The organism is Acidithiobacillus sp. M4-SHS-6 (assembly GCF_047421495.1).
Lineage (GTDB): Bacteria > Pseudomonadota > Gammaproteobacteria > Acidithiobacillales > Acidithiobacillaceae > Acidithiobacillus.
This window is the reverse complement of sequence record NZ_CP175559.1, coordinates 2,495,767-2,521,655: the sequence shown is the minus strand read 5'-3', so window position 1 is coordinate 2,521,655 and position 25,889 is coordinate 2,495,767. Positions and strand designations below refer to the sequence as shown.

General features: G+C 58.9%; 28 protein-coding genes. 3 read left to right on the top strand and 25 right to left on the bottom strand.

The features are described 5' to 3' along the window. Positions 1-16 precede the first annotated feature (16 nt). The 16 genes from ACJU26_RS13085 to ACJU26_RS13010 form a co-directional block, all read right to left on the bottom strand. Entirely contained in the window at positions 17-1,756 is a 1,740-nt protein-coding gene (locus tag ACJU26_RS13085; RefSeq protein ID WP_414040072.1) for a TadG family pilus assembly protein, read from the bottom strand. After that, on the bottom strand, positions 1,753-2,310 hold the full coding sequence (locus tag ACJU26_RS13080) for a hypothetical protein (protein WP_414040071.1): 558 nt from the start codon (positions 2,308-2,310) through the stop codon (positions 1,753-1,755). Before ACJU26_RS13080 ends, ACJU26_RS13085 begins: the two co-directional genes overlap by 4 nt. Then, positions 2,307-3,131, bottom strand: a complete 825-nt coding sequence (locus tag ACJU26_RS13075) for a tetratricopeptide repeat protein (RefSeq protein ID WP_414040070.1) — start codon at positions 3,129-3,131, stop codon at positions 2,307-2,309. Before ACJU26_RS13075 ends, ACJU26_RS13080 begins: the two co-directional genes overlap by 4 nt. Beyond that, the gene (locus ACJU26_RS13070) at positions 3,131-4,075 is read right to left on the bottom strand and encodes a type II secretion system F family protein (protein ID WP_414040069.1); all 945 of its coding nucleotides are present in this window, start codon (positions 4,073-4,075) and stop codon (positions 3,131-3,133) included. Before ACJU26_RS13070 ends, ACJU26_RS13075 begins: the two co-directional genes overlap by 1 nt. Positions 4,076-4,082: 7 nt before the next feature. Continuing rightward, positions 4,083-5,024 carry a type II secretion system F family protein gene (locus ACJU26_RS13065; RefSeq protein WP_414041983.1) on the bottom strand — a complete coding sequence of 314 codons (942 nt, stop codon included), beginning with the start codon at positions 5,022-5,024 and terminating at the stop codon, positions 4,083-4,085. Further along, positions 5,021-6,355, bottom strand: coding sequence for a CpaF family protein (locus tag ACJU26_RS13060; protein WP_414040068.1), 1,335 nt, complete (start codon positions 6,353-6,355; stop codon positions 5,021-5,023). Before ACJU26_RS13060 ends, ACJU26_RS13065 begins: the two co-directional genes overlap by 4 nt. Next, positions 6,352-7,593 carry an AAA family ATPase gene (locus tag ACJU26_RS13055; RefSeq protein WP_414040067.1) on the bottom strand — a complete coding sequence of 414 codons (1,242 nt, stop codon included), beginning with the start codon at positions 7,591-7,593 and terminating at the stop codon, positions 6,352-6,354. The genes ACJU26_RS13060 and ACJU26_RS13055 overlap by 4 nt, the downstream gene beginning before the upstream one ends. Further along, complete coding sequence (locus tag ACJU26_RS13050; protein WP_414040066.1) at positions 7,590-9,026, bottom strand: type II and III secretion system protein family protein; 1,437 nt, start codon at positions 9,024-9,026, stop codon at positions 7,590-7,592. Before ACJU26_RS13050 ends, ACJU26_RS13055 begins: the two co-directional genes overlap by 4 nt. 35 nt (positions 9,027-9,061) lie before the next feature. Next, on the bottom strand, positions 9,062-10,030 hold the full coding sequence (gene cpaB, locus ACJU26_RS13045; RefSeq protein WP_414040065.1) for a Flp pilus assembly protein CpaB: 969 nt from the start codon (positions 10,028-10,030) through the stop codon (positions 9,062-9,064). A gap of 38 nt (positions 10,031-10,068) precedes the next feature. Next, positions 10,069-10,578, bottom strand: a complete 510-nt coding sequence (locus ACJU26_RS13040; RefSeq protein WP_414040064.1) for a TadE/TadG family type IV pilus assembly protein — start codon at positions 10,576-10,578, stop codon at positions 10,069-10,071. An 8-nt stretch (positions 10,579-10,586) separates the two neighbouring features. Further along, the gene (locus tag ACJU26_RS13035) at positions 10,587-11,045 is read right to left on the bottom strand and encodes a prepilin peptidase (protein WP_414040063.1); all 459 of its coding nucleotides are present in this window, start codon (positions 11,043-11,045) and stop codon (positions 10,587-10,589) included. 74 nt (positions 11,046-11,119) lie between these two features. Next, positions 11,120-11,317, bottom strand: coding sequence for a Flp family type IVb pilin (locus ACJU26_RS13030; RefSeq protein WP_414040062.1), 198 nt, complete (start codon positions 11,315-11,317; stop codon positions 11,120-11,122). A 463-nt stretch (positions 11,318-11,780) separates the two neighbouring features. Further along, complete coding sequence (locus ACJU26_RS13025) at positions 11,781-12,176, bottom strand: hypothetical protein (protein ID WP_414040061.1); 396 nt, start codon at positions 12,174-12,176, stop codon at positions 11,781-11,783. 61 nt (positions 12,177-12,237) lie between these two features. Further along, a complete protein-coding gene (locus tag ACJU26_RS13020) occupies positions 12,238-12,495 on the bottom strand; it encodes a hypothetical protein (RefSeq protein ID WP_414040060.1) in 258 nt (85 codons plus the stop codon). Between the two features lie 190 nt (positions 12,496-12,685). Continuing rightward, on the bottom strand, positions 12,686-13,660 hold the full coding sequence (locus tag ACJU26_RS13015) for a tetratricopeptide repeat protein (protein WP_414040059.1): 975 nt from the start codon (positions 13,658-13,660) through the stop codon (positions 12,686-12,688). A 3-nt stretch (positions 13,661-13,663) separates the two neighbouring features. Next, entirely contained in the window at positions 13,664-13,993 is a 330-nt protein-coding gene (locus tag ACJU26_RS13010; protein ID WP_414040058.1) for a superinfection immunity protein, read from the bottom strand. A 490-nt stretch (positions 13,994-14,483) separates the two neighbouring features. On the opposite strand from ACJU26_RS13010, the gene ACJU26_RS13005 reads away from it, so the two are divergent. Next, the gene (locus ACJU26_RS13005) at positions 14,484-14,918 is read left to right on the top strand and encodes a hypothetical protein (protein ID WP_414040057.1); all 435 of its coding nucleotides are present in this window, start codon (positions 14,484-14,486) and stop codon (positions 14,916-14,918) included. Positions 14,919-15,182: 264 nt separating this feature from the next. Next, the gene (locus tag ACJU26_RS13000; RefSeq protein ID WP_414040056.1) at positions 15,183-16,592 is read left to right on the top strand and encodes an MFS transporter; all 1,410 of its coding nucleotides are present in this window, start codon (positions 15,183-15,185) and stop codon (positions 16,590-16,592) included. A gap of 58 nt (positions 16,593-16,650) precedes the next feature. Here ACJU26_RS13000 and ACJU26_RS12995 read toward each other — a convergent pair whose 3' ends face one another. The 9 genes from ACJU26_RS12995 to glgA all read right to left on the bottom strand — a co-directional run bounded on the left by ACJU26_RS12995 (position 16,651) and on the right by glgA (position 25,144). Further along, positions 16,651-17,517, bottom strand: a complete 867-nt coding sequence (locus ACJU26_RS12995) for an HAD-IIB family hydrolase (protein ID WP_414040055.1) — start codon at positions 17,515-17,517, stop codon at positions 16,651-16,653. A 5-nt stretch (positions 17,518-17,522) separates the two neighbouring features. Continuing rightward, positions 17,523-19,700, bottom strand: a complete 2,178-nt coding sequence (locus tag ACJU26_RS12990; protein ID WP_414040054.1) for an HAD family hydrolase — start codon at positions 19,698-19,700, stop codon at positions 17,523-17,525. A 66-nt stretch (positions 19,701-19,766) separates the two neighbouring features. After that, complete coding sequence (locus ACJU26_RS12985; RefSeq protein WP_414040053.1) at positions 19,767-20,678, bottom strand: L,D-transpeptidase family protein; 912 nt, start codon at positions 20,676-20,678, stop codon at positions 19,767-19,769. Between the two features lie 119 nt (positions 20,679-20,797). After that, positions 20,798-21,058, bottom strand: a complete 261-nt coding sequence (locus ACJU26_RS12980; protein ID WP_414040052.1) for a BrnA antitoxin family protein — start codon at positions 21,056-21,058, stop codon at positions 20,798-20,800. Then, complete coding sequence (locus ACJU26_RS12975; protein ID WP_414040051.1) at positions 21,051-21,317, bottom strand: BrnT family toxin; 267 nt, start codon at positions 21,315-21,317, stop codon at positions 21,051-21,053. The genes ACJU26_RS12980 and ACJU26_RS12975 overlap by 8 nt, the downstream gene beginning before the upstream one ends. Before the next feature lie 42 nt (positions 21,318-21,359). Further along, on the bottom strand, positions 21,360-22,445 hold the full coding sequence (locus tag ACJU26_RS12970; protein ID WP_414040050.1) for a histidine kinase: 1,086 nt from the start codon (positions 22,443-22,445) through the stop codon (positions 21,360-21,362). Further along, a complete protein-coding gene (gene nth / locus ACJU26_RS12965; RefSeq protein ID WP_414040049.1) occupies positions 22,427-23,074 on the bottom strand; it encodes an endonuclease III in 648 nt (215 codons plus the stop codon). Before nth ends, ACJU26_RS12970 begins: the two co-directional genes overlap by 19 nt. Positions 23,075-23,133: 59 nt before the next feature. Next, positions 23,134-23,550 (bottom strand): hypothetical protein, encoded by a 417-nt coding sequence (locus ACJU26_RS12960; protein WP_414040048.1) that lies wholly within the window; start codon positions 23,548-23,550, stop codon positions 23,134-23,136. Between the two features lie 142 nt (positions 23,551-23,692). Further along, positions 23,693-25,144 carry a glycogen synthase GlgA gene (gene glgA, locus ACJU26_RS12955; RefSeq protein WP_414040047.1) on the bottom strand — a complete coding sequence of 484 codons (1,452 nt, stop codon included), beginning with the start codon at positions 25,142-25,144 and terminating at the stop codon, positions 23,693-23,695. Positions 25,145-25,261: 117 nt separating this feature from the next. Between glgA and ACJU26_RS12950 the strand changes: the two genes are divergently transcribed. Then, entirely contained in the window at positions 25,262-25,831 is a 570-nt protein-coding gene (locus ACJU26_RS12950) for a 3-deoxy-D-manno-octulosonic acid transferase (RefSeq protein WP_414040046.1), read from the top strand. Positions 25,832-25,889: the final 58 nt, after the last annotated feature.

The window sequence follows — 25,889 nt, the reverse complement described above, 5'->3', positions numbered from 1 at the left end:
GTTTTCTTTGCTGCATTCAATAAACCAATACGGCATTGCCGCAACTGAGGGCATTATAATTGACGGTGGCGATGCCCAACTGAATTCCCAGTAACTGCAATACTGGGGCCAATATGTCATTCAAAAGATGGGTCAGGGGAATCAATAACGGATTGAGCACCGCAAGTAATGTGCCGACAACATTACCAAGCGGAAGATTCAATATGCCGAGCAATTGGACATCCACTGCACCGGGTTTCTGCATTTGGGTCTGTAGGGCCTGCAAGGTATTCCCCAACGCATTCCCCAGACCATTGGTATCCAGGGTCTGATTTTGACTCGGTACTCCGATAAAGGGCCGCAGGGGCGTGTATCCATAAGTGTTGTTATTGTAACCAACTTGCCCGCTCAGGGGGACGGTCAGCGGGTTCATGGTCACCTTTATCAGGTTCAATACATTGACCAGATTGAAGGATTTTGCCACCGCAGAGAGGGGCTGGGTCGTATTGTCGAGGGCGTCTTTGGGGACATCACCGATGACTGCCGTCAACACCCCGGTGTTGACACCAATATGGACGCGAGTGTTGTTTTGGGGCACCGAACAAGTCAATTTGGTCAAATGGGCCTGGGCCGGATCCACCTCCAGATAAATGGGAACATTCAGTACCCCACCATCCAGTGCACCGAGCACCTGCAGGTGGAGTGCCAAGGCCACTTGAGCGCTATGCGCCTGGGTTTTCCAGGTGCCATCAGGGTTTTGTCCGGCCTCGCCAAAGGCAATGGAAGGAGGGGAAATGATCTGCAGGCCCAGGCCAAGATTGACCAGGCCACCCAGATGCACTCCCAGGTCAGGAATGCTGATAAAATGATGCTGATTGGCGACCATGGCGGAGGTCGTGATCAGATTCAGCAGGTTGACCTGGGCATCGGCCGCCGCATCGGGGGCTGCCAGGGTGATGTTGAGGAGCTTGGCCACCGGAACCTGATAGGAACCCGGAACATCGAGATTGACCAATTGTTGCAAGGCGCCTTGGGCATCTGATGAAATGACGCCGCCATGGGCCTGGTTGCTCAAGGCCGTCAACATGCCTTGGTAGAGTATCGGCAAATTCAGATTGGCCTGCAGCAATCCGTTGACCGTACCCACATGAAGGGCTTGGGCCAATTGACCCAAAGTGATGTTGGTGCTCAACAGTCCATTATAACCCGCAACCCCCAGGTTTAAGTGTGTGCCCAGCAACCCTCCCAGCAGCGCATTCAGAACCGCTGATTGTTGCGTGTTGAGACTTAACAACTGGCTGCTCACCGTAAAGCCCGCCATGCTGGGTGCCCAGGCAATGGCCTGGGCATGCAGGGTCAATGGTGGCCCCAGAAACAGAAAATAGGGTACCTGCTGACTGACCTGTACTTGCACCGCATTGGTTTCACTGCCTGTGGGGACGTTCGTGGAAAAATAGGTCGGTGCTGGTTGATTTTTGGGATTCCAGTTTCCGGTACTGACCGTTATCGACCGCCCCGGAGCGGTGGTGCTGAAACCATTGGCCTGGGCATTGCTGTTTGCCGTACCGCTGGCGTCCGTTATATTTTCGGCTCCGGCAATGGCGGCCATATCGGCAATTTTCTGCAAATGCCTTTGTACATATACCGCATGGGCAATATCGATGGCACCAAAAACAATGAGCATGACGATGGGCAGAACCAGGGCCGTCATGATGACCAGACTGCCCCTTTCGCCGTGACGCCGATCCAGGCCTTGTCCCTGATGCCGGGGTTTCATGGTTGCATGCCCGGATACTGGGAACCGGAAATACTGCTGGAAGCAGCCATGGGGTTTGTATCAGCAGGTGCGGAGGCGCTGCTCTGCGCCTGGCCAAAGGACTTCAGGTAAGCCTTGTAACTTTTGGCGGCTTCTGCCCCCGTGATGGGTTGGAAATGGCCGGCATGCTGACCATCGGCCTGGAAGACAAAGAGCTTGCGCACGGCGTTGGGGTAGGCAGGCCGCGCCGGGGGCTGTGCCACCGGGTGGTGAATAACCACGGACACAGCCGGTTTGGCCGGAGCCAGGGGGATGCCGTGCTGGGCCTCGACGGGTGCCGGGTGCGGAATTGGCGTGACGGCGGGCTGGGCTGCAGGAGCCGCCACGGTGGAAGGGGTCTGAGGGGCTGGCGGGGCTGCCATGGGTAGCGGCGCAGCGTGGGGAGGTGTTTTCCAGCCCAGAATGGGGGGCTGCAGATAATTGTCCGCATCCCCTGCGGTAGCGGTGCCGCTCAGCAAGGTGACTCCGGAAAGCGTGATCAGACACAACATTGCATGATGCCATGTTTTGCTCATGGTGCAGTCCTCGATGGATTCGTTGATTGCGCCGGGTCCGCAGAAAACATCTGCGTCAGCGGCTGATTGGGAAAGGGAGCGGCGTTGTTTTCCGTCGGGGCAGGGGCCGCTACGCCAGCCCGCGCCGGACGTTGGCCCATCAGGCGTGACGCTTCGTCATGGATCATCTGCTGGGTGTGCCAGTCCAGTTGATGGCTCCCGATGACTTCCTGGGCCTGAAAGGTCTCGTTGCGCAGCAGGTAGTACAGGGCAATGTTGCTCCAGATTCGGGAGTTGGCCGGAGCCAGTTCGCCCGCACGGAACAGGGCTGGCCGCGCGGATTCGAGTTGGTGGTTCTGGAGATAGGCGTAACCCAGATCATTCAGGATGTCGGCGTTAGTCGGGTCCTGCCGGGAGGCCTGGATGAAATAGCCAATGGCACGATCCCGCTGGTCTTGCTTGGCGGCCAGCAGACCGAGTCCCTGATACCCCTCGGCGGCCAGGGGGCCAGAAAGCAGCCGCTTGAAATGATTTTCGGCATCCACCGTCGCGCCGGTGGCGGCCAGAGCCCGCGCCCGCAACAGATTGCTGGTGGCCGAAGCGGGATACTGCTGGCGGTAACGATCCAGCCAGGACAGGGCGGCATACCATTTTTTTTCGGATTCCATGCGGGCAATGAGCTGCAGGCTCAAATCCGCGAGGTGTTCCGAAGAGATTTTGGGCGCCGGGGCCTCGACCACCACCGGACGTTGTGGCGTGGATGCGCAACCTGCCGCAAGGCCAAGCAACACTACCCAGCCCAGACGGCAGGAGGCGCGTTGGAACAGCGGATGGCGGGACATCAGAAGCGCCCCATGAATTTGACCAGCAGCAGCATGGCAGGCCCTACGGTGATGATCACCAGACCCGGCAGCATGGTCAGCACCAGCACCAGGGTCATTTTGACATTCATGCGCCCCGCCCGCTCGCGCAGCGCCATGTGGCGCTTTTCCTGCAGGCGTTCGGCAAATTCACGCAGGGGTTGTGTCACTTCGCCGCCGAAACGGTCGATTTGCCGTAGCATGTTGACCAGTTCCTGAAAATCCGGGTCCTGCAACATTTCTGCAAGTTTCTGCATGGCTTCTATGCGGGGGCGGCCGATGGCAATCTGTTTGTTGAGTTCCTGCATTTCCGAAGCCAGGAGCGGGATGCCCGCCTCTCCGGCACCCGCCACTGACATCAGGCTTTGCTCCAGACTGAGTCCTACCCCCTGGAGCAGCGCCAGCATGTCCACGAAAAAGGGCAGTTCGCCATTGATCCGATCGCGTCGGCCGTGGGCCTGGGCCTCCAGAACGAATTTGGGGATCAGGTAGCCGATGGCCAGAGCAATGAATGCCACGATAGGCAGCATCGGACCGGAAACCTTGATCTGCGCCAGGGGAATGATCACGAGGGCCGCCAGCGCGAGCAGCAGTCCCAGACCGATGCGCAGGGCGATGAACAGGGCGGGCGCACGCCGACTGCGATACCCCGCCTGCAGGAGCTGACGCCGATCTTCCGCCGTCCCCCAACGGGCGAGGCGCTCAGGCACCATGCCCCGGCGCCGGGCTAGCGGAACCTCATTACGGATAGTTGCTGTGTTGTCACCGGAAGCGTCGCCCTGAAGGCGGGGTTCCACCCGCTGCAGGGATGCCTGGGTCTGGGACAGCATCCAGAAACGGTGGAGGCGAAAGAAGATCAGCAACCCCACGGCCAGACTGAGGGCGGCGACCGCAAGGGCAATGAGTAGGGCAGAAAGGCTGAACATCAGCACATCACCTCAGCTTCGCCATGCGATTGACCAAGACCACCCCGGTCAACAGCAGAATGGCTCCAAAAATGAGGACGAGGCGGCCCGTGGCATCGTCCCACATGCCCAGCAGATATTGGCCGTTCATGATCATGATATAAACGGCCAGGCCGGGAATCAGCAGGCTCATGATCAGTGCGCCGAAGCGGGTTTCAGCGGAAAGCGCGCTCAGCTCGGCCTGGGCGCTGACCCGGCCACGCAACCAGTCGGCGATCCGTTCGAGGACGATGTCCACCCGCCCACCGTAGCGGGTGTTCAGGCGCAGGACCGTGGCCACAATGGCCAGTTCCTGCATCTGATAACGCTTGGCCACGACCAGCAGGGCGCGATCCAGGGGCATGCCGGACTGCTGGCGACGCATGATCTGATTGAACACTTCACGAATCGGGCCTTGGGCATCCTTGGTGGCCGCCAGCATGGCTGCGGGCAAGCTGGCACCCACCCGGGAGGTGCGCACGACGGCATCCAGAAAGTTGGGCAGATCCATCAGTGCCAATGCGGCCCGCTTGCGAATGCGGCTTTGCACGTAGGCCAAAAGCGCCGGTGGATAGATCACGAACAAGAAAATGGGGGCCATCCAGGGACGCAAAAAGAGGCCGATCAGCAGGCTGAGAAACAGACCGATGACCAGGGATTTGATCATCCAGGTCCGGGGCACCATGCCGGCCTGGCGCAGTTTTTCCTGCCATTGCAAAAGCCAGCCATCCTTTTTCCCGGAGGCGGATTTTTCGAGAAGATGTTTTTCTTCAGGGCTGTCTTCTGTGCGGGCTTCTTTCTGGTCGAAAGCCCGCAGCCTTTCGCGCAGCGCAGCGGGCAATTCCGAGGGTTTCTGCTGGATCAGGGCTATGCCCGCAGCGGTGCCGATCAGGATGACAGCCAGAACGATGAGTATCTGTACCAGCATCATCGCCACCCGAAATCATCGTCGGAGGCGATGGGCTGATATTTGGCGAGTTTGGGGGTACGCGGGGTGATGCCGGTCGCCACCCAGTGGTCTTCCAGATGCCCCTCACGATTTTCCTGGGCTTCGTAACGAAAATGTTCCTGCATGGAGATAATGTTGTCGCCTATGCCCGTGACCTCGCTGATGGCCATGACTCTTCTGCGGCCATCGGGCAGGCGCGCAATCTGGACGATGATGTCGATGGCCGAGGCGATTTGCCGGCGCATGGACAGATCATTCCCCGGAAAACCGCCGAAACTGAGCAGGATTTCGAGACGTTGCAAGGCTTCCCGTGCCGAATTGGCATGGATGGTGCCCAAAGAGCCGTCATGCCCGGTAGTCATCGCCTGCATCATTTCCAGAGCCTCACCACCCCGTACCTCACCAATGACGATGCGATCGGGACGCATGCGCAGCGTATTGCGCAAGAGATCCCGCACATCGACCGCACCGGCCCCGTCATGACCGCCGGGGCGGCTTTCGAGGCGCACCACATGTTTGCTCTGCAACTGCAATTCCGCAGTGTCTTCAATGGTAATGACGCGTTCACCGTCAGGTATGAAGCTGGCAATCACATTCAGAAAAGTGGTTTTACCACTGCTGGTACCGCCGGATACCAGAATATTACACCGGTTTGCCACGGCAAGCTGCAAGAAATCCAGCATGGGCTGGGTCAGGCTGCCCTTTTCCACCAGATCGTGGGCAGCCAGGGGATGGGCCGGAAAACGCCGGATGGACAGGACCGGCCCATTGAGCGCCAATGGGGGAATCACCACATTCAGGCGCCCGATGTTGGTCAGGCGAGCATCCACCGTCGGGGAGGATTCGTCAATACGCCGCCCCGTCAAGGCCAGCAGGCGGTGAATGATGCGCATCAGGTGGGCATCATCCTGAAACGCCAGCTTGCTGATCTGCAGGGTCCCCGCACGGCCCAGGTAGATTTCCCGGGGACCATTGACGAGGATATCTTCCACGGTACTGTCCTGCATCGCGGCTTCCAGAGGTCCAAACCCGGTGAGTTCGTTGGTCAGTTCCTCTATGAGGGTTTCGATTTCCTTTTCGCTCAGGGGAAAGGGGCGCTCATTGTGGAGGCGATCCATTTCCAGGGTGACGAAACGCATCACCGCTTCCTTGCGGAGAGACGCAAAATCCGCACCAATCTCCTCCACCCGATCGATCAAGCGTTGATGGAGATACCCCTTGAATTGCAGATACTCCTCCTGATGATGGAGCTGTGTCTTTTCTTCGCCGGAAAAGGGATATGCACCGAATGCCTGACTGTTATCGCCGTTCATCGGGTTTTTCTCCAGTCATGCCACCATTGACTGATACGACCGCGGGGCTGTCGGGAAGCATCCTTCACCTGCTCCGGCCAGAGTTTTGCCTGCAACTGCAGGCTCATCGCGCTGAACAGGTTGACCAGCGTATCCTTGGGCAGGGTTTCCATCAGGGCCTTACCGAGATTCATGGACTGTATCAGGGGAGTGCGCCGCTCGGGTAAAATCCCGCTTTCGAGAAGCGGCAGATCCAATTCATCGGCAATGTTCGTGGGCTCCACACCCAGGACGGGTTCGTAATGGTTGACGATCAGGTGGGCATGCAGGCGATTGCCCAGTCTCTCGCGGAGCTGGGCCACGATCTTCTTGCCTTCCAGAATGTGTCCCACCGATTGATCGACCACCAGCAGAATTTCATCCGCAGTCTGCTGCAAATATTGTCCCAGATCGGAAAAGGCGGCTCCGCCCAGGTCCGCGATGACCAGATCATAGGTGGACAAAATCAACACCAGAAGCTGGTAGGCCTCGGAAATTTTCAGTCCCCGCAAGTCCCTCTCTTCGTGGAACAGCGGGAGTACACCGATACCGCCGGAACTGCGGGCAATGGCCGTATTCAGATAGGTGCGGTCACAGCGATCCAGGTTGCGGACGGCTTCGGCAAAGCTGATGTGCGGGGCGATCCCCAGTTGTAGGGCGGCATCCCCTACGGGGGTGGCGAAATCGAGTATCAGCACACCGGCGTCGGGCCGCTGCGCTTTGAGCAACGAGGCCAGATTGCAGGTGATCGTGGTGCTGCCAGCACCAATGCCCCCGCACAGGGTTATCAGGCGGCCCGTCCGCAGGCGACGCTGTCGGATTTCCGCCAAAACCCGTTCTACCGCCTGACGCAGGTTGCCTGCAGGGGATTCCTGCTCGACATAATCCACCACCTGGGCACGCATGGCGGTCAGCAATGCCTGCTGATCGGACAGAGAACCCACGCCGATGACTTTCAGATCCGGAAAGGATAGACGGAGATGATCGAAAAGCGCCGTTCCCGGGGGCTGATCGCCAAAATCGGCAACCAGTACGGAAGCCCCGCTTTTGCCGACGGTCTGGACCATTTCATCCGGCCGCAAATCCACCGGCAGGACGATGGCCATGCCATCCAGGGCCAAACGCATCCACGCCAGACACTCGGCCCGCTGGCAAAGTGCCAGGACAATGGCCTGGTTGCCAGTGCCGGGACTGAGTGTCTCGTTGAGGCGAGTCATCATTGCGTGTATCCGGGCCCCGAAGAGGATTCGTCATAGTTGCTGCCGGGCAGGAAGACCGCCTTGCCCAGATTCAGGTGACTATGGGCATACTTTTCACCGGGCATGGGCGGCAGTTTGACGCCTGCCGCAATGGGGCGGACCAGACGCGGCGTGACGATGATGGCCAGTTCCATGTCCTGCTTGGAATAGTCGATGGACCGGAAAAAGGCCCCGAGAATGGGTAGATCACCCAGGATCGGCACTTTATTGATATTCTGCTGCATCTGCCGGTCCACCAGTCCGCCGATGATCAGGCTTTCGCCATTGCCCAGTGTTACCGTGGTATTGGCCTGACGTACCAGCAGGGCAGGCACACTATACCCATTGAGCGTGATGGCATTGGTATAATCCAGGGAACTGACGGATGGAGCAACATGCAGGGCAATTTTATGGGCGCTGAGAATGGTCGGGGTCAGGTCCAGGGCGACACCATATTTCTTGTATTGAATGGTGATGGTGGGTACTCCGACGCCGCTGCTCTGGGGGACCGGAATGGGAATTTCCCCGCCCGCCAGAAAGCTGGCTTTATGGCCATTCATGGCTACCAATGTCGGTTCGGCCAACACGCGAAGGATGTTGTTGCCTTCCAGCAGGCTCAGGTAACTGCTCAAGCCGCTGCCATTGTGGACCTGGGCGACCAGATTGAATGCCTGGGCAAAGGGCAAGGTCGATGAAGCAGTACTGAGAGCGCTGCCCAGCGTGCTGGGGCCGGTCAATGTGGAGGGACCAAATGTACCCAGGGTAAACCCGTTGTTGATGGAAAAAATATTGATGCCGACATTCTTCAGTTCGGTTTTGCTGAACTCCACCACCTTGACGCCGACCTGCACTTCGTCATCCACCGGAATGGTACTTTCATCGATGACCTTGCCATCCTTTCCGGCCATGGCGGCGGCCGCTTCGAGCGCCTCCTCCTGTTTCATCTGGCTGGCCACCGAACCCGACAGGGTCACGACGTTCCCCTGGGCGGAGATTTTGGGCATGCCCGGCGCAGGCGCGGCCAGTGGCGCCCTGGGCACGCTGGTATTCACGCTCAGTTGCCAGACCTCGGGCGACTTGTGCCCCAGTTTCCAGACCATCAGACTGCTTTGCCCGACGCTCACCCCGGTAATCAGCAGGGATTTGCCCTGACTGCGGTTGAGCGGGCGCACCGAGGCCACCTTGGGGTCGCCTACCGCGATCCGGTAGGCCGGTTCATCCAGACTCAGGACCTGCTGGGTCCCTACCGTAATATCCAGGGCGTGTTCTTGCTTGACCGGGTGGGCAGACCAGTTGGCGGCCGAGGCGGGTGCCACCGCGCCCAGCAGCGGCGTGCAGAGCCATCCGAGCAGGGCCAATGGCAGGGTGCTCCGCAGCCGTTGGCGCAGGCAACCCGATTTTTCATGTGCGTTCATACTGGTGTCTCGCTTTTTATCAGGGCGGTGGAACATTAGTAGGGAACAGCGGTTTTCTGGGCGCCGTCATAGACCTGCATCATGGGTGGTGGGGGCGGCAAGGGCCGCATGGCCTGGGCTTCGGCCCGGCTCTTGCCCGCCAGGCCCGGCAGCGTCAAACCCGCATAAGCCCGGTTTTCGGGTTTTTGCAGCGCCGCTTGCCGCTGGCCGAGGGGGATCTTGGTCGGAAGCAGCGCCGGGGTGGGGAGGGGGAAATCCTGCACGTCGGGCATTCCGTTGCTCTTGGGGTTGCGCAGGGCCAACAAGAGATGGCCCTGGGCGCTGGCCAGGGCCAGTGTGGCGGCGGAGGCCACCGGCACCTGCAACACGACCGTGCTGGGAGGCTGTTGCTGGCCATTGGCGGTTTGGCCGTTGATGATGTCGCCCTGCTGACCGGCAACCGGTTGCAGGCCGTGCGTCACGGTCTGTGGCCCTACCGCCAGAACCCGCAGCCCCGCCAGCAGCAAGCGGCTCTGGGTCGGCCAGCCGCCGTGCATCTGTCCCTCGTTGCCGGGCAGGGTGGTGAACACATCCACAAAATCCCCCGGATGCAAGTGATCGCCCACGGCAATTTCTTCGTTGACGCGGATGGCCATGGCGAGATTCCCGGCGGGCACTTGGGTGGCCAGACCGGAGACCATGTTGCTGTGCAAAACCGGCACCCCCGCGCCAATGCTGGTGACCGGCACCTGACCAATGACCGACCGGGCCTGATGATAGGCGCCACTAGGAAACTGGGGGTAGTGGAGCACTTTCAGGGCCTCCGCCGGAATGGGCTGGCCGGCGGGCAGCGCCTTGCTGGCGACGACGACAGCCACTCCGGCGGGGGCAGCCGTTGTGCTGCTCGGTGCTTTTGCGGGCGGCGGCACGCGGCTGGAAGGCAGGCTGATGACATAGGCCGCAACCCCCAACAGTACCGCCAGCAGCACCAGAACGGCTATGGCGATTTTCGCCTTGTTTCCCATGTTTCCCTGTCTCCTTGGTGATTTATGTCTTTAATGCATCAGTTTTGTAGTAGATTCTCATTGTCCACCTGCATGACTGCCGTGCCGGTGAGTTGCTGGGGCACCCCCACCGACCCGATGAAGGGAAAATTCACCAGCGCCGGAATGATGGGGTGTTGGCCATATGGAAAAGTGACCTGCACGCTGAAGCAGGTCAGGTTGCTGTTGTAGCTGCACGTCGTGGGGTTCACCGTAGTGGTGATGCTGCCTCCCGCCAGACCATTCAGCACCCCCGCCACCTGCTGGGCCGTCTGCTGGGCCGCATTGGCGCGGGCGGCAATGGCCAGACCTTCACTGGCGGCAGGCTGATAGTGCAGGGCCGCCCGGGCACCATCTTCGGCGGCGGTGGTCATCATGCTCTGGATGACGAAAATGAAGCCGAAATTGAAAATGCCCCAGAGCAGCAGAAAAAAGAACACCAGCACAAAGGGAAAATCAATGACGGAGGAGCCGCGCTCGCCGGTGCAGGCAGCGTTGGGGTCGTCAGACCGAGCCTGCAGGGTTGCCATGGCATGTTTCAGCCGCCCAGGGGAAATACCGGGGGTGGCCAGTGACTGAGAACCACCACGGCGCAGGCGAGGCCAATGCCGAAACCGAAGGGGGTTTTGCGCTGCACCCGGCCGCGCAGCAGATATTCGATGAGGATGACCGGCAGGGTGAACAGAGCGGCGAGCAGATACACCCCCAGGAGGGGAGAAGCGCCAGCCAGCACCCCGACGGCCATCATGAATTTGACATCTCCCGCCGCCAGTTTTTTCCAGGCGTAGGAGGGGAGTAAGGCGAAAAAGGCGGCGGCCAGCCCGAGCAGCCCGGTCCACCCGGTTCCACCGAGCCAGATCTGACCGGTCCACCCTGCCCAGAGCAGGCCGAACACCAGCGCCCCCAAGGTGAGGACATTGGGCAGGCGCCGGTAGCGCAGATCGCTGCCGGCCAGCATCAATGCCCAGAGGGCAGTCAATCCGCTGTGCCATTCCAATAGATCTCCTTGGGGATAGTTTCTTCACGAATGAACTATAGCTTGGGTTATCAAATTGTAAGTGAGGTGGCAAACTAACCTTGATAATTTGCAACCTTTGTTAATTCACCTTCGATTTTTGCGAATACCGTTTTAATTGCTCCGCCCACCCCAGTATATAGAGCAGCAATAATAATCGCCGCCATGATCCCGGCAATCAGCGAATACTCGATGACGCCCGCACCTTCTTCATCCCGCACAAAGCGGACCACCGCATTTTTGATCGTTTCCATGGATCTTCTCCTTGTTTCTCTCAACACACCAAATGAACACTGTCCGGTTATTCCGGCAGCCTTGCACCGCTTCACTACCCAGAACGTCACCACACACCGGGGCTTTATTAGCAGATTGCGTGCCAGCGCTCGCGGAGGCTTTCCGAATAACGGGGCAGGTGGGTGACAATCCCGGGGCAGTTTTTTATTTAGTCTGTATTCAGCGCATTACAAGGGAGGGCGGACAAAAAATTTTTGTCACCATAAGGGTTGCATACCGTTTGGTATTATGTAACGTCCAGACCGCGATTCAGCTTTTGAAGCCAGAGCGTTACAAGTTGTTACCTTTCCGGTAATCATGGGGGTGGGCGCAAGACACCCCTGCCCGGAAAGCCTTTCCAGGCAGGGGAGCGGCTGGCGTGAGCGAATATTTCCCGTGAAGCGCAGGGCGCAAAACGGGAAAGGGTGGATGCGGCGCTAAGGCTTACAGAATGCCGAGGAGCCCGCCCAGCAAGCCTTGGGAACCCAGCAGATTGCCGCCGCTCAGGGTGGTGCTGGTGGTGGTGCTGCTCCCGGTGCTGGTCGTCACCGAACCGCCGCTGCTGGTGGCCATGTTGCCACTGCCGGGATTGACGACGGATTCGAGGCCCAGATCCCCTAACAGGCCACCCAGGAGTCCCGAACCCGAGCTGTTACCCAGCAGGCCACCCAGGAGTCCGGAGCCGGAATTGTTGCCGCCCAACAGGCCACCCAGCAAGCCGGATTCACCGCCATTGCCGAGCAGGTTGCCCAGGAGGGCATCACCGCCCAAGAGGCCAGCACCGTAGCCGTTGGTACCCAAAAGACTGTCCACGATATCGCCCAAATTGATCACACTCATTTTTGTCTCCTTGATGTTCGAAATAAACCGATATGCTGCTCGGGGTGTAAGAAAGGTGTTCCTACAGCGCTTTCCTCTGTTGCTGGACGCTGTGCTGCAGGCGGGCCTCCAGGGCCATCAGGGAAAAGATGGATTCATCCAGTTCCTGCCGATCGCCAAAAGCCTGATAATGGCGCAGACAGGCGGTGATCTCATCCAGCGCCTCCAGTACGGCATGGGCATCGAGCTGAAGGCCATCCGTGTGGGGGGTGTTTCGTCCTGCCGGGAAAGAACGGACTTCGCTTGGACGCTGTGCCCTACTGATCCGACTATGGTTCATCTGTGGCCTCCTGGTGTGCGGCTTTGGATGGTTCAGATGCAATTGCCGTGCCGTGTGGGTTGCGGCCGTCAAGTGGTTGTTCCTAAGACGTTTTGTCTGGAGGAGCGGGGGGAAATGGGTAAAAAGGGGTGACATGAAAGCTGGGGCGGGTCAACGGCGGGCTGGGGTGTCATGAATCGCAAGGCGCCCGTCAGGAAGCCGGAGGGGAAGCCGACTGGACGACATCCAGATAACTTTGTGCCCGATGATCCCCTTGGGCGGCGGCCATTTTCCACCAGTGCAGGGCTTGTGGGGTATTGCTTTTGACGCCGCTGCCTTCGTAATAGGCCACTCCCAGGTTGGTTTCGCCACTGGGGTTGCCTTGTTGCGCGGCTTTCCGGTACCAGTAAAGGGCCTTGGCGTTATTCTGGGCAACCCCTTGCCCGTGATTATAGGCGACTCCCAGATTGTTTTCGGCGCTGGCATTGCCCTGCCGGGCCGCTTTTCGGAACCAGTAAAAAGCTTTCTGGTAGTTCTGGGTCTTGCCTTGGCCGCTGTAATAGGCGTAGCCCAGATGATTTTCTGCCGCCGGACTCAGGGCTTGCGCTCGAGGGGTCGCCATGCTTTTGGGCGTGGCTGTCGCGGTGACCGTTTTCTGGCCCGGATTCCGAGGGCGTTGGCTGTTGGGGTGTCCGGCCACTGCCGGAGTCAGGGGCTTGCCTGGGATGGGAGTGGCCGGGGTAGTGAGGGATGTCATCCGCAGTTTTGCCTGCGCCTTTTGCAGCATGGGCTCGGCCTTCTGGAATCCCTGGTCCACCGCGAGCCGGTACCAATAGACCGACTTGCTGACATTTTTGGGGACGCCATTGCCATAATAGTAAATGTTGCCCATGACAAATTCCGCGAGGGGGTCTCCTTGCAGGGCCGCTTTGCGGGTCCATGGCACGGCCGCCTGGTACTGACGTTTGAGGCCATAATACACCCCCAACCAGTTTTCGGCCGAACGGTTGCCGTGCTGCGCCGCTTCGGTCAGGTTGGTCAGCGCGGTGCTGTCTCCGGCTTGGGCCTGAAGGCAAAGGCTATGGGCTTCGGTACTGGTCATGGCCCAGGCTGCAGGGCAGCCCAGCAGCCCGATGCTGCCCAGCAGGGCAATAAGAGGAGTGGTTTTAAGGATCATCACGCGCATTGGCTACCTCAAGTGATGGGTGCGTTGCAGTGCGGGTGCTTGAAAGGATTGGCGGCGATATTTGCCACGGCGCACGAAAATGGTCGGTCCCGACCAATTGGCCCGATTCCAGACATGCCACCAACCGACAATGGTCCAGCCCAGGAACAGGTTGATGAAAAACAGATGCAGGCACCAGTGGAACTTACCCTGGCAACGCCGCCATGCCTTGATGCTGGGCAAGAAATACAGCAGCAGTAGCACTGCCAGGATCAGTAAAAGGAGTTCCCCGTTGAGAATGGCGTTGCTGCCATGTCCCTGTAGGAAGGGTTGCCAGGCATTGTGAACAGCCATCAGGGACGTGCCTCTTTGCTGCGGTCATGGGATTTGCGGAGTTCCATGCTTGGACTTTAAAGCAAATTTCGTACCGCGCAACGGATCGCTTGAATGAGTGCCGAACCTGTTGAAATTGTTGGTGGCCTGGCCCGCTGCCGACATTCTGCTTGAGTCGCAATGTGTAACATGGGGTAGCAGTATGGGTTTGAAGGGTTTTTGGGGGAAGGAGAGGACCTGAGGTTCGCAAATTGTGTAACGGGTAACATGGGGTAACATTGTGGGTGGTATCATTGGGGATTACGGGTAACGTGAAGTGGAAGGCATCGCGCCAGTTCAGCAACCTGGGTTAAAATTATACCAAGAAAACACTGAGTTAAAAAATGTTACCGGAATAATCAAAATGTGGCACATCGTTTGCTTCATGGTTGCGTGCTGAATAGTCGCGCCTTTGTGTGCGTTTCAGCCACCTGAATGTTTCTTGCGCTACTAAAACACGGAGAAAATGATCATGTCACTATTGAATGTTGGCGGTCTCTTGAGCGGTTTGCTGGGCGGACTCCTGGGTGGGGGTAGCTCGGCTACTTCCGGCGCAGGCGATCTGGTTTCCGGCCTGGGAAGCACAGTCACCGGTTTGGTGGGCTCGTTAGACACCACCCTTGGGGGAGTTTTGGGTGGTGTGGAAGGTTTGCTGGGCGGTGTCACCAACGATGTGGGTACGGTATTGGGTGAAACCACCATCGTGGCTGGCGGTGCCCTCAGTGGCGTCGAGGGCTTGCTGAACAATGTCGTGGATAATACCGGCAATGCACTGGCAGCAGTGAGTACGGATGTGCCCACACTGCTTTCCGGTACCGTGAGCGCCCTGGCCCCGGTGACGGGTACGGTAACCGGTCTGGTAGGCGGCAGCACGGGTCTGTTGGGCGGTTTGCTGGGCAGCCTCTAAGGTTTTTTGTGTTGTGTGAGTTCCTGTTGTAGCAGTTGTTGTAGTAGCTGTTGTTGTAGTTGTAGATGAGTACTGTTGTTATGGATGAAATGCTTAAGCCCGGCCCTACCGGGCTTTTTTTATTGGGGGGAACGGCCAAGAAAATTGGAAACTTAACGGTGTGACGGAGGTCACAATGCCCATGGTTTCCAGGTGAGAAATGAGAAATCAAGCCACTGATCTGCAATCCGCTCCATTCCATCATCCACCCAGGGAGGAACTGTAATGGTTGAAATCATCGCTCAGCAGGCTGAACCCGAAAAATCCCTTTCATCCATGGACCGAAGGCAGCGGGCACGGGCGCATCTGGCCAGGGTCTGGCACATCCTGAATGAGCCGAGACGCTGGATATCCATCTGGTTTCTGGCCTACGCCATTCTGGGAGCGATTTCCTCGGGAATACTCCCCATTCTTCTCCCCTTGATGATTGTCGCGATATCCCATCATCTCAGTTGGGTCGCCTATGTGATGGGAGGATTCAATCTGGGATTATTGAGTTCGCCCCTATGGGGTTTCCTGGCCGACGACAGGAAATGGCATCTTCCGGTTTTCTTTAGCGGTTTCATCGTGTTGATGCTGGCTCTGGGGTTGATGCCGTTTTTGCCCGGACTGTTGCCGTGGTCGCTGTTATCGTTGGCGGCGGGGGCAGGCACTTCGGCGGTGGCCACCGTGGCCAGTTTGTTTATTGTGGAATTCGATCCTAAGAATCACTGGGAGGCCCGGCTGGGATGGCTGCAGACCTTCAATGGTGCGGGACAGGTGGGTGGGCTGTTGCTTGCCGGAATTTTTGTCGCGAATTTCAAATTGGGACTGCTCTGCTCGGCGCTGGCTTTGATTCCGGCGCTATGGCTGGGTGCCAAGGGGCTGCCTTCGGCCGCAAAACGCGTTGACTGGACAGCGGAAATCGGTCGACAAATGCGACGGGATCTGGACTGGCGTCTGCTGGCCAATTTTGGCCGTCCCGAACTGCTGGGGGGTGGGCTCCTGCGCTTTTCCCATCATCTCTCCTTGCAGGGCGGCAAACATTTCATGGAGGTTTTGCATACCCGCTTCGGGCGCTTTCTGCTTTCCTGGTTTGCGGTGGCTTTTGGTGTGGCGGCCTTCTTTGCCTATTTCCCGGTAGCCATGCAAAAAGCCTACAACGTGGCTCCTGCTTTGACGTCCAGTGTCTATGCCATTACGGCTGCCTTTGCCCTGATTCTCTATTCGGTGGGTGGGCAATTATCCGGAAAATATGGGGCTGGTCGGGTATATCGTTGGTCCCTGCTGGGACGTCTGCTCGGTTTTGGCTTGTTGTTGGTGGTGTTTTTTACACCCATTCCCAAAACATTCGTCGCTTTGTTGGGTTTTGTTTTGATCATGGCGGTATGGCCATTACAAAGCATCTCGGGCACCACGCTGACTGCCCGCCTGACCCCCTTCAGTCAAGGGGCTGCCATGGGTTTATTCAATGCCAGCGGCGCGGTCGCGACCGTATTGGGAACCTTTCTGGGCGGGCCGCTGGTACAGTTCATCGGTTATCCGGCCTTGTCGGCCATGGCGATGGCAGGGATTATCCTGGGCTGGTTGAGTGGACATGGACTGCAAGCCGAGACTGTCCCGCCTGAACTGAAAACATCGGCAGGTACGGCATAGTGCTCATGCCGTGACCATCCGTGCCCCATTGCAGGGTGGCGCGGCGTTGCTGCGGCATTCAGCCGGGCAGGGTCATCCATTCGGCCGTTTCGGGAAAATAGTGAGCGACCCCTTCCAGCACGCCGGCGGCATAGTTGCCATTCATGCCCAGGAAGCCGCCCTTGGCGATGTAAAGGGCGTCGGGCAGGTTTGAAGCGGTAGCCAGACGGAGGGCTTCTTCCCGCACCTCGGGGTGGGCATTGGCGACCAGAATGGCGTGGATGTGGCTACCCAAAACTTCCAGATCGTTGCCCGAATCACCGGCAAAAACCGTGCGTTCCAGAGGATAGCCATACTGTTGCCCCAGAAATTCGATGGCATGGAGCTTGCTGGCACTGACAGGCAGGATATCCAGCAAGCGCGTATCCGCCAGTTCATCCATGGACCAAATCAGCCGGGCATTCACCCCGATGCCCCAAAGGCGTCGCTGTAGTTCTGTTTCGAGGGCCTCCCGATCCGCATCCAGCGCCACCTGGTAACTGGTTTTGAATATCCCCTGCTGTGCCGTCGGCTGCAGGGTAATGGCGGGAATATCCGCCAGTTCTTCGGCAATATCCCCGTGGGTCATTCCTCCCCAATCGGGACCGATTTCGGCGGCCCAATGGGGCCATGGCCGCCACTTCCCCTGCGCAAAGGTGTAAATGCTCGTCCCGACGTCGCCGATGATGAAGTTCGGGGTGGGGAGTTGCCAGTGTGCCATGGCTTCGTGGACCAGATCCAGGTGACGCCCGGTCACCAAGGCCAGATGCACGGCGGGATGGGTGCAGAGCTTGCGGAAGGCTGGGCGAGCCTCAGGGCTTTCCGGCTGGCTGCCATTGGGGATCAGGGTGCGATCCAGATCACAGCAGAGCAACAGGGGCTGGGTGTCTTCCTGGGGCCTGTGCATGCGGCTCATCCTCCCGGCGCGCATTCTTCCAAAAAATGATAGTGCGTGATGGCCTCCATGACTCCCGTCAGGCCGTCCGCAGCACAGGGGTAGATATCCTCTTGCAACTGGTCCTGGGCAATCTCCCGGCCTACCTGGGCAGCCAGAATGTTCCCCCCCAACAAGTCGAGATCGGCCTGGGCGCTGCCCACGACCAGGACATGATCGAGCGCTATGTCGAGCTGATCGGCAACATAGCGAATGGCAAAACCCTGGGAGGCGCGTTGGGGAACGACCAGGAACTCCTGGGGATTGATGGTGACCACGCGGGCAGGGATATCCTGCTGATGCAGTTGATCAGCCAACGCCACCACGCCGGCAAAATCCCTGTCCATGAAGCCATGGACGGCATAAAATCCTTGACTGCTCCGGCTCGCCAAGCGGACTCCCGGCGTTTCGGCGAGCAGATCGTAGACGCGATCCCCTTGCCAATCCACGCCAATGTGGCGGCTCCAGGCCTGATCGCGGGTCAGTTCCGCCGCATAGTGAATCTGGGTTCCCGCGCGGGTAATGAGGATCTCGGGAATGGCGAGACGGCGCTGTTTGAGCAGGGTCAGCAGCTCATGGAGGGGGCGGGTGGTTACCAACCCCAGAGCCACTTGCCGTCTTTTCCGGTGCAGTGTGGCCGCCAGCGCTTCCAACTGGCCTGGAGCCGGGGGCTGGTCCAGCAGCCGGGCCCCCAGAAACAACAGGCGATCAGCGTTGACGCACCGTTCGGCCGAGGCGGGAATGTCTCGCGGGAGTGGGACGGTGAGGGGCAATTCATCCAGTGCCGAGAGATATTTTTCCACATGCGCTTGCCAGGTGTAATGCCGGCGTACCCCGGTGATGCCGTTTTTTGCATACTGTTGCCACTTTTCTGCATCGTTCAGGATGCCGAGGAGCTGGTTGCCCATGGCCTCGGTGTCCAGGGGATCGATCAGGATCCCATTGTTGCCGTTGGCGATGATGTCTTTGGGGCCGCCATCTTCGGTGGCCAGGACCGGCAGGCCACAAGCCGCCGCTTCGATCAGGGTCAGGCCAAATGGTTCCGTCAGGGCGGGATTGATGAACACCCCCCGTAAGCCCGCTGCCCAGCGATAGAAATCGGGCACGTCATCGGGATGATGATGGCGGGGATAGGCAACCTGACCGTAAAGGTCGTAGCAGTCAATCAAGAGCAGGATTTCGGTCAGTACATGCCGGGGACCGCTAGGCATATCCCGGATGTTATCCCGATTCCCGGCGACGATGACCAGATTGGCTCGGGCCTGCAGGGCGGCGTTCTGTCCATAGGCATGAATCAAGCCGGCAATATTTTTTCTCTCGTCGGGACGGGACAGGGCGAGAATCGGGGGGCGTTCAGGCTGCTGTAAAAAGCGTTCCAATTCCTTGACGATAGGGGGTGCCGGACGCGGAACAGGATCGAATCGGGAGAGGTTGACCCCCGGCGGAATCACGCGCATGCGTTCAGGATTGGCCCAATCGTACAAGCCATACTGACTGTCGATTTCGTCCCGGGTGCTGGCCACTACTAAGGAAGCCACGGAAAGGATTTCTTCCTCTACGCGGATACGATGGGATAAATGGTATTTTTCTTCCAGGCGCCGTTCGGATTCGCCAGAGGCCAGCAGGCTTTGCCGTTTACTGCGGCCCAGAGAGTGACCCGTGTGTACCAGGGGCACACCGAGCTGCAGGGCCAGGCGCATCCCCACGTAGCCGGCATCGGCGTAGTGGCTGTGAATGACGCTGGGCAGGCGATCCTGCTGCCGCAGGTATTCCATGGCATGATCACTGAAACTGTCCAGGTGGGGCCAGAGCGCCTCCTTGGGCAAATATTCGTCGGGGCCTGCCGGCAGGCGAATGATGCGCGCCTTGGGGGCTCCGGAAAGATCTTCCTGTGCTTGCGCGTAATCACTCGCTATTCGGGAATCATGGATCTGGCGGGTGAGCAGATCCACTCTGGCGACTTTGGGATGTGCCGCCAGGGCATGTAACAGTTCGACGACATAGAGAACCTGTCCGCCCGTATCGGCATCGCGGCCCAGTTCCAGATCCTGGCCGCGAATCAATCCATGCACGCTGATCAGCACCAGGTAGAGCGCGTCTCCATCCTTCGCTGGATGGTCCTGATGGCTTGATGTCGGCTTTCTGGCTTCGGTCATTTCTGGAGGCACCCCCTTTCGGTCGATCCGATGGACTCAGGATGAATAGTATAGCAGGGCTTACCTTCAAAGGGGCTCGGGAATACCATTGGCGGCCTTGAGCCAGCGTTGCGCAATGCTGGAGTCAATGGCCTTGCCGGGAGGCAGATGCCGGGCCAGCCAGGCAGAGAAAGCCTTTTGGATCTGTGGTTCGGGTGGTTCACTCGTCTGGGAGAAAATCTGCAGATAATCATGGCCGTTGTCGAGTCCCAGCAGCCAGGGTTGGTTGACGATCAGGACCGGGGTGCCGACCGGAACCTGGGCAAAGAGCGCCGCAATATCTTCGGGATAGAGCCGGATGCAGCCATGACTGACGTGCATGCCGACGCCCCAGGGCTTGTTGGTGCCGTGGATCAGGTAGCCGGGAAGGGCCAGGCGCAGGGCGAACTGGCCAAGCGGGTTGTCGGGGCCAGCGGGAACAACGGCCGGCAATGGATCCCCGTTTTCCGCATGTTCCTTGCGGATACTTTCCGGGGGCGTCCAACTGGGGTCCACCAGCTTGGCGGTGATGCGGGTTTTACCCAGCGGGGTTCCCCAGCCTTCACGGCCGACCCCGATGGGGTAGGTGATGACTTCCGGGGCTTGTCCTGCCTGGACCGGGGGATAATAAAACAGACGCATGGCGGCCAGATTGATGACCATACCCTGACGGGGGACATCGGGGAGGACATATTCCGTGGGCAGTACTATGCGGGTGCCTTCTCCCGGCAGCCAGGGATCAACCTCGGGGTTGGCAGCGGTGATCTGGTCATAGCCGAGATCATATTGCCGGGCGATATCCGAGAGGGTGTCTTCATGGCGGGCCGTGACGCTTTGAATGGCGCCTACCAGGTTGTCACCGGGTGGAGGAAGCAGGTAGGTACTCGCTTGGGCCAGGGGGAAACTGACCCCCATCAGCAGGAAGAAGACGATTGCAAAGGCGTTTTTCAGGCGGCGCATGAACATTCTTTAATGTTTCTCTAAGAGAAAGGCGCGGCCCGGTTTTCTCCTTGGTGAGTTAGCGTTGTTCCTGGCTGTCTTAAAGTGACGACCCAATTTTTCGGGTAAGACAGCAGGTATCATTGTGTCTGGTCTGCGGCATGAAGCTCTTGTCGTAGCACTTGTCGAAGGGTGCGTACCGTAAGCGGCGCATCGTCTTTGTCGAGGGCAGCTCTCAACGCCGCATTGATTGCGGTCTGGTAGCCTGTGCCCTGTGCCTCGGCCCGGGCTCTAAACGCCGCTATGATCTCGTTGTCGAGCATGATGGTGATGCGGGTTTTCCCCTTGGACGGGACCACCGGACCACGCTTTGCCTTACTGAAGTCATATTCCTTACGCATAGTATTGCTCCGCTTCTGCTGGGCTTGCCTTGCGGGCTGAGATCAGTCGGGTGTTCTCGCCGCGCGGGGTATGGACTACCACCAAGACACGCCCCAGTGAATCCATGCCCAGAGTGATAAAACGCTGCTCACCTTCTGAATCCGGATCTTCCATTGTCACGGCCATCTCGTCTCGAAGTACCTGCTCGGCGTCAGCAAAGCTCACGCCGTGTTTCTTCCGGTTTGCTCGTGCCTTGCCAGGATCGAACTCGATGGTCATGGCCTTATTATGCACACTGCATGCATATAGTAAAGGCGGATTTCAACCGCCATGTCTGTGGTCCTGCTGTTTAGCGCTGAAAAACACGGTGTAAATCTTGCTGTAGCGCAAAAAATGGCTGCGCTGACGATGGGGAAACAGCTCTCCCATGCCATAGGCACCCAGCATGGGTAATGCGGGATATTGCTCCCGCCAGATGCAAAGATCCCGGTCTTCCTGACCAAAAAAGCTGGCGTCCCGACCGATGGAGCTGGAGATCCAGGCGAAGAGAGGGGCGTCATGACTGCCCCCAAAGTGATCCAGGGCCATGCGGGTATCGCGCTCGGCGATGGCCGGATCACGCAGGCTGAGAAAGGCCCGGGCGTTTTCGGCCAGGGGTCTTTCCAGCCATAACCCGCTGCGATTGAGATCGGTGGCGCGGATATGCAGCCACTCGGGTGGCGCATCGGGCAAGGCGTCGGCACGGATTTCGCCCATGAGCAGTTGCTCCAGGGGCAAGCGGCTATCCTTGCGGATGCTGACGGGAATATTCTGGGCGAGCAGGGGCAGGGCCAAATAGCGTTCCAGTTGCAGGAGCAGGCTGCCTTCCTGCCAATGCACGGGCAGCGGCGCGCTCAGGGTGCGCAGTCCGGCGGACCAGAGACTCTGGGAGCTGAGGCCCGGAAATCCCATTTCCAGATGGTCGCGGGGTTTGGCCTGATACCAGAAACGCCCGCTGCGGCTGCTGAGGCTGCCAAAGCGGGGAGATTGCTCCAGCCAGCCTCCTTGCAGGTGCTCCAGACGTCCCCAGGCCAGGGCGGGCTGGCCGCTGCTGCCAGGTTGCGCTGTCAATCCCAGCGGGGCGCAGAGGAGAAGGACGGCGCAGGCGTTTTCCCCGAGGGCCTGGTCTTTTTCGGTGAATATGCCCGGAAAGGTTCCGGTAGCGATTTGCAGGCAGGAGAGTGCTCGCATCTGCTGGTGTAGTGTTGCTGGACTGATGGCCACCAGCGTGGGGCTGAACAAAAACAAAGCCGCCGTAATGCGCTGACCGGAGAGCTTTTCCCGGGCTTCGGCAATGGCCGTTTGAAGCAGGTCTGCCGGAGGCCGATGGCCGCGGGCGAAGCCGCTGGCTATCCTTGCTGGGCCCACAGTACCTTGTCAGGCCAGGCACAGCAGTGGAACAGGGCACAGCGTCCACAGTGGGGTCGGCGGGCGGTGCAGGTGTAACGTCCGTGCAGGATGAGTAGATGATGGGCATCCTGCAGATATTCGGCGGGGACATTTTTGAGCAGGGCCTGTTCCACCGCCAGGGGGGTTTTGCCGGGAGCAATGCCAATCCGGTTGCTGACCCGGAAAATGTGGGTGTCGACAGCGATGGTGGGTTGCCCAAACTGGGTATTGAGTACCACATTGGCGGTTTTGCGGCCGACCCCGGGCAGGGCTTCCAGCGCCTTGCGCTCGGCGGGGACTTCGCCATGGTGCCGGGCGAGCAGTTGTTCTGCCAGGGCATGGACATGACGGGCTTTGGCGTTGAACAGGCCAAGACGACGAATATGCTGCTTGATGCCTTCCTCGCCAAGGGCAGCCATGCTGCGCGCATCGGGGGCCGCGGCAAACAAGGAGGCGGTGCAGAGGTTGACGACCCTGTCGGTACTCTGAGCGGACAGAACGACGGCTACCAGCAGTTGAAAGGCGCTGGCATAGTGGAGTTCGGTGCGGGGTTCAGGGATGCTGGCGCGGAGCGCGGCAAAGCACTGTTTGACGTGTTGGGCATCCATCGGGCTGGTTGATCCCTCAGGCACTGAACGGGGTTTTCAGCGCCTGAGGGTCATGGCGATCAGACGTGACGGTAACGACCGATTTCCGGCACTTCCGCACGGGGGTGGCTGGCAGCCACCGCATTGGCGGCGGCGATCCATTCTTCATGATCGTGTTCCAGGGCGTGCATCATGTCATGATCCAGCTTGGGCAGGATGCTGCCCTTGATGAGTTCGCCCAGGTCCAGCATCCGGGTGGCCACCGCATAGCCGTGCAGATGGAAATCATGACCGGCGTGGGTGCCGAAATGTTCACCCGCGAACAAGATGCCTTTGGCCGCCTTGAGGTCAGGGTCATTCATGACGTAGTTCTTGGCCCATTTGTACCATTCTTCAAAGTATTTTTCCTGGGCTTCGAGGCTCCAGTTGTGGGCTTCAAAAAAGGCAAACACGGATATGCGGTTGGCTTTGCCGGAAAAGGGAAAATGACCTGACATCGGGGGACTCCTCATGCTTGTGGGAAAAAAGTCATCGCCGCATTGTAGCGGTTTATGGCCCTGACGCAACGTAAAAGCTTTTTTGCGGGGATAATGATCTCCAATGAGCGGATTTTCGGAACGGTACGACCGTGCCACGACCTTACGGACGCGCCAGGATCCGATGATAGAGCTGCTGGTAGGCCAGGGCCGAGTGCTCCCAGCTATAATTTCCGGCCATGGCCTGTTGCTGGAGTTGTCGCCAGGCGGCTGGTTGCTGGAAGACGGCAGCGGCACGCAGCACCGCCTGAAGGAGGGCATCACTGTGGGCGACACTGAATACAAAGCCATTGCGTTCGTGATCCCGGGCAAGGTCGTCGGCATCCACCACGGTATCGGCCAAACCGCCGGTATGGTGGACAATGGGCAGTGTTCCGTAATGCAGGCTGTACATCTGGTTGAGCCCACAGGGCTCAAAGCGGGAGGGCATGAGAAAGGCATCGGCGCCCGCCTCGATGCGGTGGGCCAGTTCTTCGTCAAAACCGATGCGGACTGCCAGACGGCCGGGGTGGGCTGCGGCGAGTTCCTGCAAACGCGCTTCATAAAGCTTTTCGCCACTGCCAAGAATGGCCACCTGCATGCCGCGCTGCAGCAGATCGGGCAGTACATCCAGAACCATATCGATCCCTTTCTGTTCTATCAGGCGGCTGATCATGCCCAGCAGAAAAACCTCCTCTTGCGATTCAAGGCCGAGACTCTGCTGGAGGTGGATCTTGCATTGATTTTTACCGACCAGGTTGCGGGCATGATAATGGGCCGGAAGATAAGGGTCGGTGCGCGGATTCCAATGCGCTGTGTCCACCCCATTGAGAATCCCGCTGAGTTGGCCGGCGCGTTGCTGGAGAAGACCTTGCAGTCCCATGCCAAAGGCGTCTGTCTGGATTTCCCGGGCGTAGCCAGGGCTGACCGTACTGAGCTGATCGCTATACACCAAAGCGGCCTTCATGAAGGAAAATGTCCCATATAATTCGGTGCCCTGCCAATGAAAATCTTCGCGAGGAAGGTGCAGATCGGCCATGATGGTCGGGGGGAAGCGGCCTTGGTAGGCGAGGTTGTGAATGGTGAACAGGGTCGCGGGCCGGGGGCTGCCTACCCGGGTTTCCAGGTCCAGGAGATAGGGGATCAGACCGGTTTGCCAGTCATGCACATGCACCAGATCAGGACGCCAGTTCAGGCTGGATACCCGTCCCTGGGCCAGTTCCACCGCTACCCGGTTGAGCAGGGCGAAGCGCCGGGGATTGTCGGGCCAGTCCTGCCCCTGGGCGTTTTGGTAGGGGCTACCCTCCCGCTCGTAGTAGGCGGAATAGCGCAGGAAATACACATCGGGTCGATTCGTCGCTATCCAGATTTCGGCCGACTCCTGGGTGTAGGGTACGTTCACCGAGCAGATCCAGTGCATTTCATCGAGGTCCGGGCGGCCGTACCAAGGCACCAGCACCCGGATATCGTCGCCCAGTTGCTGCAAGGCCAGGGGTAAAGCCCCCCCCACATCTCCCAGACCGCCAGTTTTGGAGTAGGGTGCCATTTCCGAGAGCACGAAGAGAACTTGTAACATTTTGGGTTCTTCAGCGAGTGACTTGTTGCTAACATATCACAAAACACTTTTTGAATGATGGTCTCTGGTCGCCTATGATCGGGCGAGGCTTAAATCCGCAGCTGAGGAGTGGGTGGTATGGAATGGTGCGAACGCTTTAAGGAATATCGGGATCGGGGACGCTGTGTGGTGTATTTCCCCAATTTGCATGAGGGGGAAGACGCAGAAGCCTATGGTATTTTTCTGAATCTGATGCGGGTAAAAATGGGGATCATGATTCTCGCCCCCGATCGGCAAGAACGTTACGAGCCGGTTTATCGGGATGCGCTCAAATATCATCTCCAGACCATTCGTCACAGCCGCCTGTTTACCAGTTACGTCCCCCTGAAGACGCGGGTGTATTTTGTGGAAACGGCTGAAGTACGGGATGCCTTCTATCCTTGTGCGGATTTTTGCGTGCCCGGCGGAACCCTGGTCGCTGGCCCGGTAGATCTGGCCCGGCCCATCGCCGACGGCTGTCCGCTGATTCTCGGCCCGAAAATGCCCGATAATGCCTTGCGCCAGGGACTGCTCGCTGCGGGGGCGGCCGTCTGGGCACAGGACAATAATCAGCTCATTGAACTTGCCAAGGCCTGGCTGGCCGATCCTGCGGCCGCCAAAGGCGCCGCGGAAAAAGCCCGGAAGTGGTGGGCGCAGCATGGAAGCTGATTTTGTACCGAAGCAGCGTTGAGCCTCGCCTGTAAAAAGCCCCGGCCCTCTGGAGGGC

Excerpts from the sequence above, each read along its gene's own strand:
- ACJU26_RS13085 (WP_414040072.1), bottom strand. The coding sequence starts at position 1,756 with ATGAAACCCCGGCATCAGGGACAAGGCCTGGATCGGCGTCACGGCGAA.
- ACJU26_RS13080 (WP_414040071.1), bottom strand. The coding sequence starts at position 2,310 with ATGAGCAAAACATGGCATCATGCAATGTTGTGTCTGATCACGCTTTCC.
- ACJU26_RS13075 (WP_414040070.1), bottom strand. The coding sequence starts at position 3,131 with ATGTCCCGCCATCCGCTGTTCCAACGCGCCTCCTGCCGTCTGGGCTGG.
- ACJU26_RS13070 (WP_414040069.1), bottom strand. The coding sequence starts at position 4,075 with ATGTTCAGCCTTTCTGCCCTACTCATTGCCCTTGCGGTCGCCGCCCTC.
- ACJU26_RS13065 (WP_414041983.1), bottom strand. The coding sequence starts at position 5,024 with ATGATGCTGGTACAGATACTCATCGTTCTGGCTGTCATCCTGATCGGC.
- ACJU26_RS13060 (WP_414040068.1), bottom strand. The coding sequence starts at position 6,355 with ATGAACGGCGATAACAGTCAGGCATTCGGTGCATATCCCTTTTCCGGC.
- ACJU26_RS13055 (WP_414040067.1), bottom strand. The coding sequence starts at position 7,593 with ATGATGACTCGCCTCAACGAGACACTCAGTCCCGGCACTGGCAACCAG.
- ACJU26_RS13050 (WP_414040066.1), bottom strand. The coding sequence starts at position 9,026 with ATGAACGCACATGAAAAATCGGGTTGCCTGCGCCAACGGCTGCGGAGC.
- cpaB (WP_414040065.1), bottom strand. The coding sequence starts at position 10,030 with ATGGGAAACAAGGCGAAAATCGCCATAGCCGTTCTGGTGCTGCTGGCG.
- ACJU26_RS13040 (WP_414040064.1), bottom strand. The coding sequence starts at position 10,578 with ATGGCAACCCTGCAGGCTCGGTCTGACGACCCCAACGCTGCCTGCACC.
- ACJU26_RS13030 (WP_414040062.1), bottom strand. The coding sequence starts at position 11,317 with ATGGAAACGATCAAAAATGCGGTGGTCCGCTTTGTGCGGGATGAAGAA.
- ACJU26_RS13025 (WP_414040061.1), bottom strand. The coding sequence starts at position 12,176 with ATGAGTGTGATCAATTTGGGCGATATCGTGGACAGTCTTTTGGGTACC.
- ACJU26_RS13020 (WP_414040060.1), bottom strand. The coding sequence starts at position 12,495 with ATGAACCATAGTCGGATCAGTAGGGCACAGCGTCCAAGCGAAGTCCGT.
- ACJU26_RS13015 (WP_414040059.1), bottom strand. The coding sequence starts at position 13,660 with ATGCGCGTGATGATCCTTAAAACCACTCCTCTTATTGCCCTGCTGGGC.
- ACJU26_RS13010 (WP_414040058.1), bottom strand. The coding sequence starts at position 13,993 with ATGGCTGTTCACAATGCCTGGCAACCCTTCCTACAGGGACATGGCAGC.
- ACJU26_RS13005 (WP_414040057.1), top strand. The coding sequence starts at position 14,484 with ATGTCACTATTGAATGTTGGCGGTCTCTTGAGCGGTTTGCTGGGCGGA.
- ACJU26_RS13000 (WP_414040056.1), top strand. The coding sequence starts at position 15,183 with ATGGTTGAAATCATCGCTCAGCAGGCTGAACCCGAAAAATCCCTTTCA.
- ACJU26_RS12995 (WP_414040055.1), bottom strand. The coding sequence starts at position 17,517 with ATGCACAGGCCCCAGGAAGACACCCAGCCCCTGTTGCTCTGCTGTGAT.
- ACJU26_RS12990 (WP_414040054.1), bottom strand. The coding sequence starts at position 19,700 with ATGACCGAAGCCAGAAAGCCGACATCAAGCCATCAGGACCATCCAGCG.
- ACJU26_RS12985 (WP_414040053.1), bottom strand. The coding sequence starts at position 20,678 with ATGCGCCGCCTGAAAAACGCCTTTGCAATCGTCTTCTTCCTGCTGATG.
- ACJU26_RS12980 (WP_414040052.1), bottom strand. The coding sequence starts at position 21,058 with ATGCGTAAGGAATATGACTTCAGTAAGGCAAAGCGTGGTCCGGTGGTC.
- ACJU26_RS12975 (WP_414040051.1), bottom strand. The coding sequence starts at position 21,317 with ATGACCATCGAGTTCGATCCTGGCAAGGCACGAGCAAACCGGAAGAAA.
- nth (WP_414040049.1), bottom strand. The coding sequence starts at position 23,074 with ATGGATGCCCAACACGTCAAACAGTGCTTTGCCGCGCTCCGCGCCAGC.
- ACJU26_RS12960 (WP_414040048.1), bottom strand. The coding sequence starts at position 23,550 with ATGTCAGGTCATTTTCCCTTTTCCGGCAAAGCCAACCGCATATCCGTG.
- glgA (WP_414040047.1), bottom strand. The coding sequence starts at position 25,144 with ATGTTACAAGTTCTCTTCGTGCTCTCGGAAATGGCACCCTACTCCAAA.
- ACJU26_RS12950 (WP_414040046.1), top strand. The coding sequence starts at position 25,262 with ATGGAATGGTGCGAACGCTTTAAGGAATATCGGGATCGGGGACGCTGT.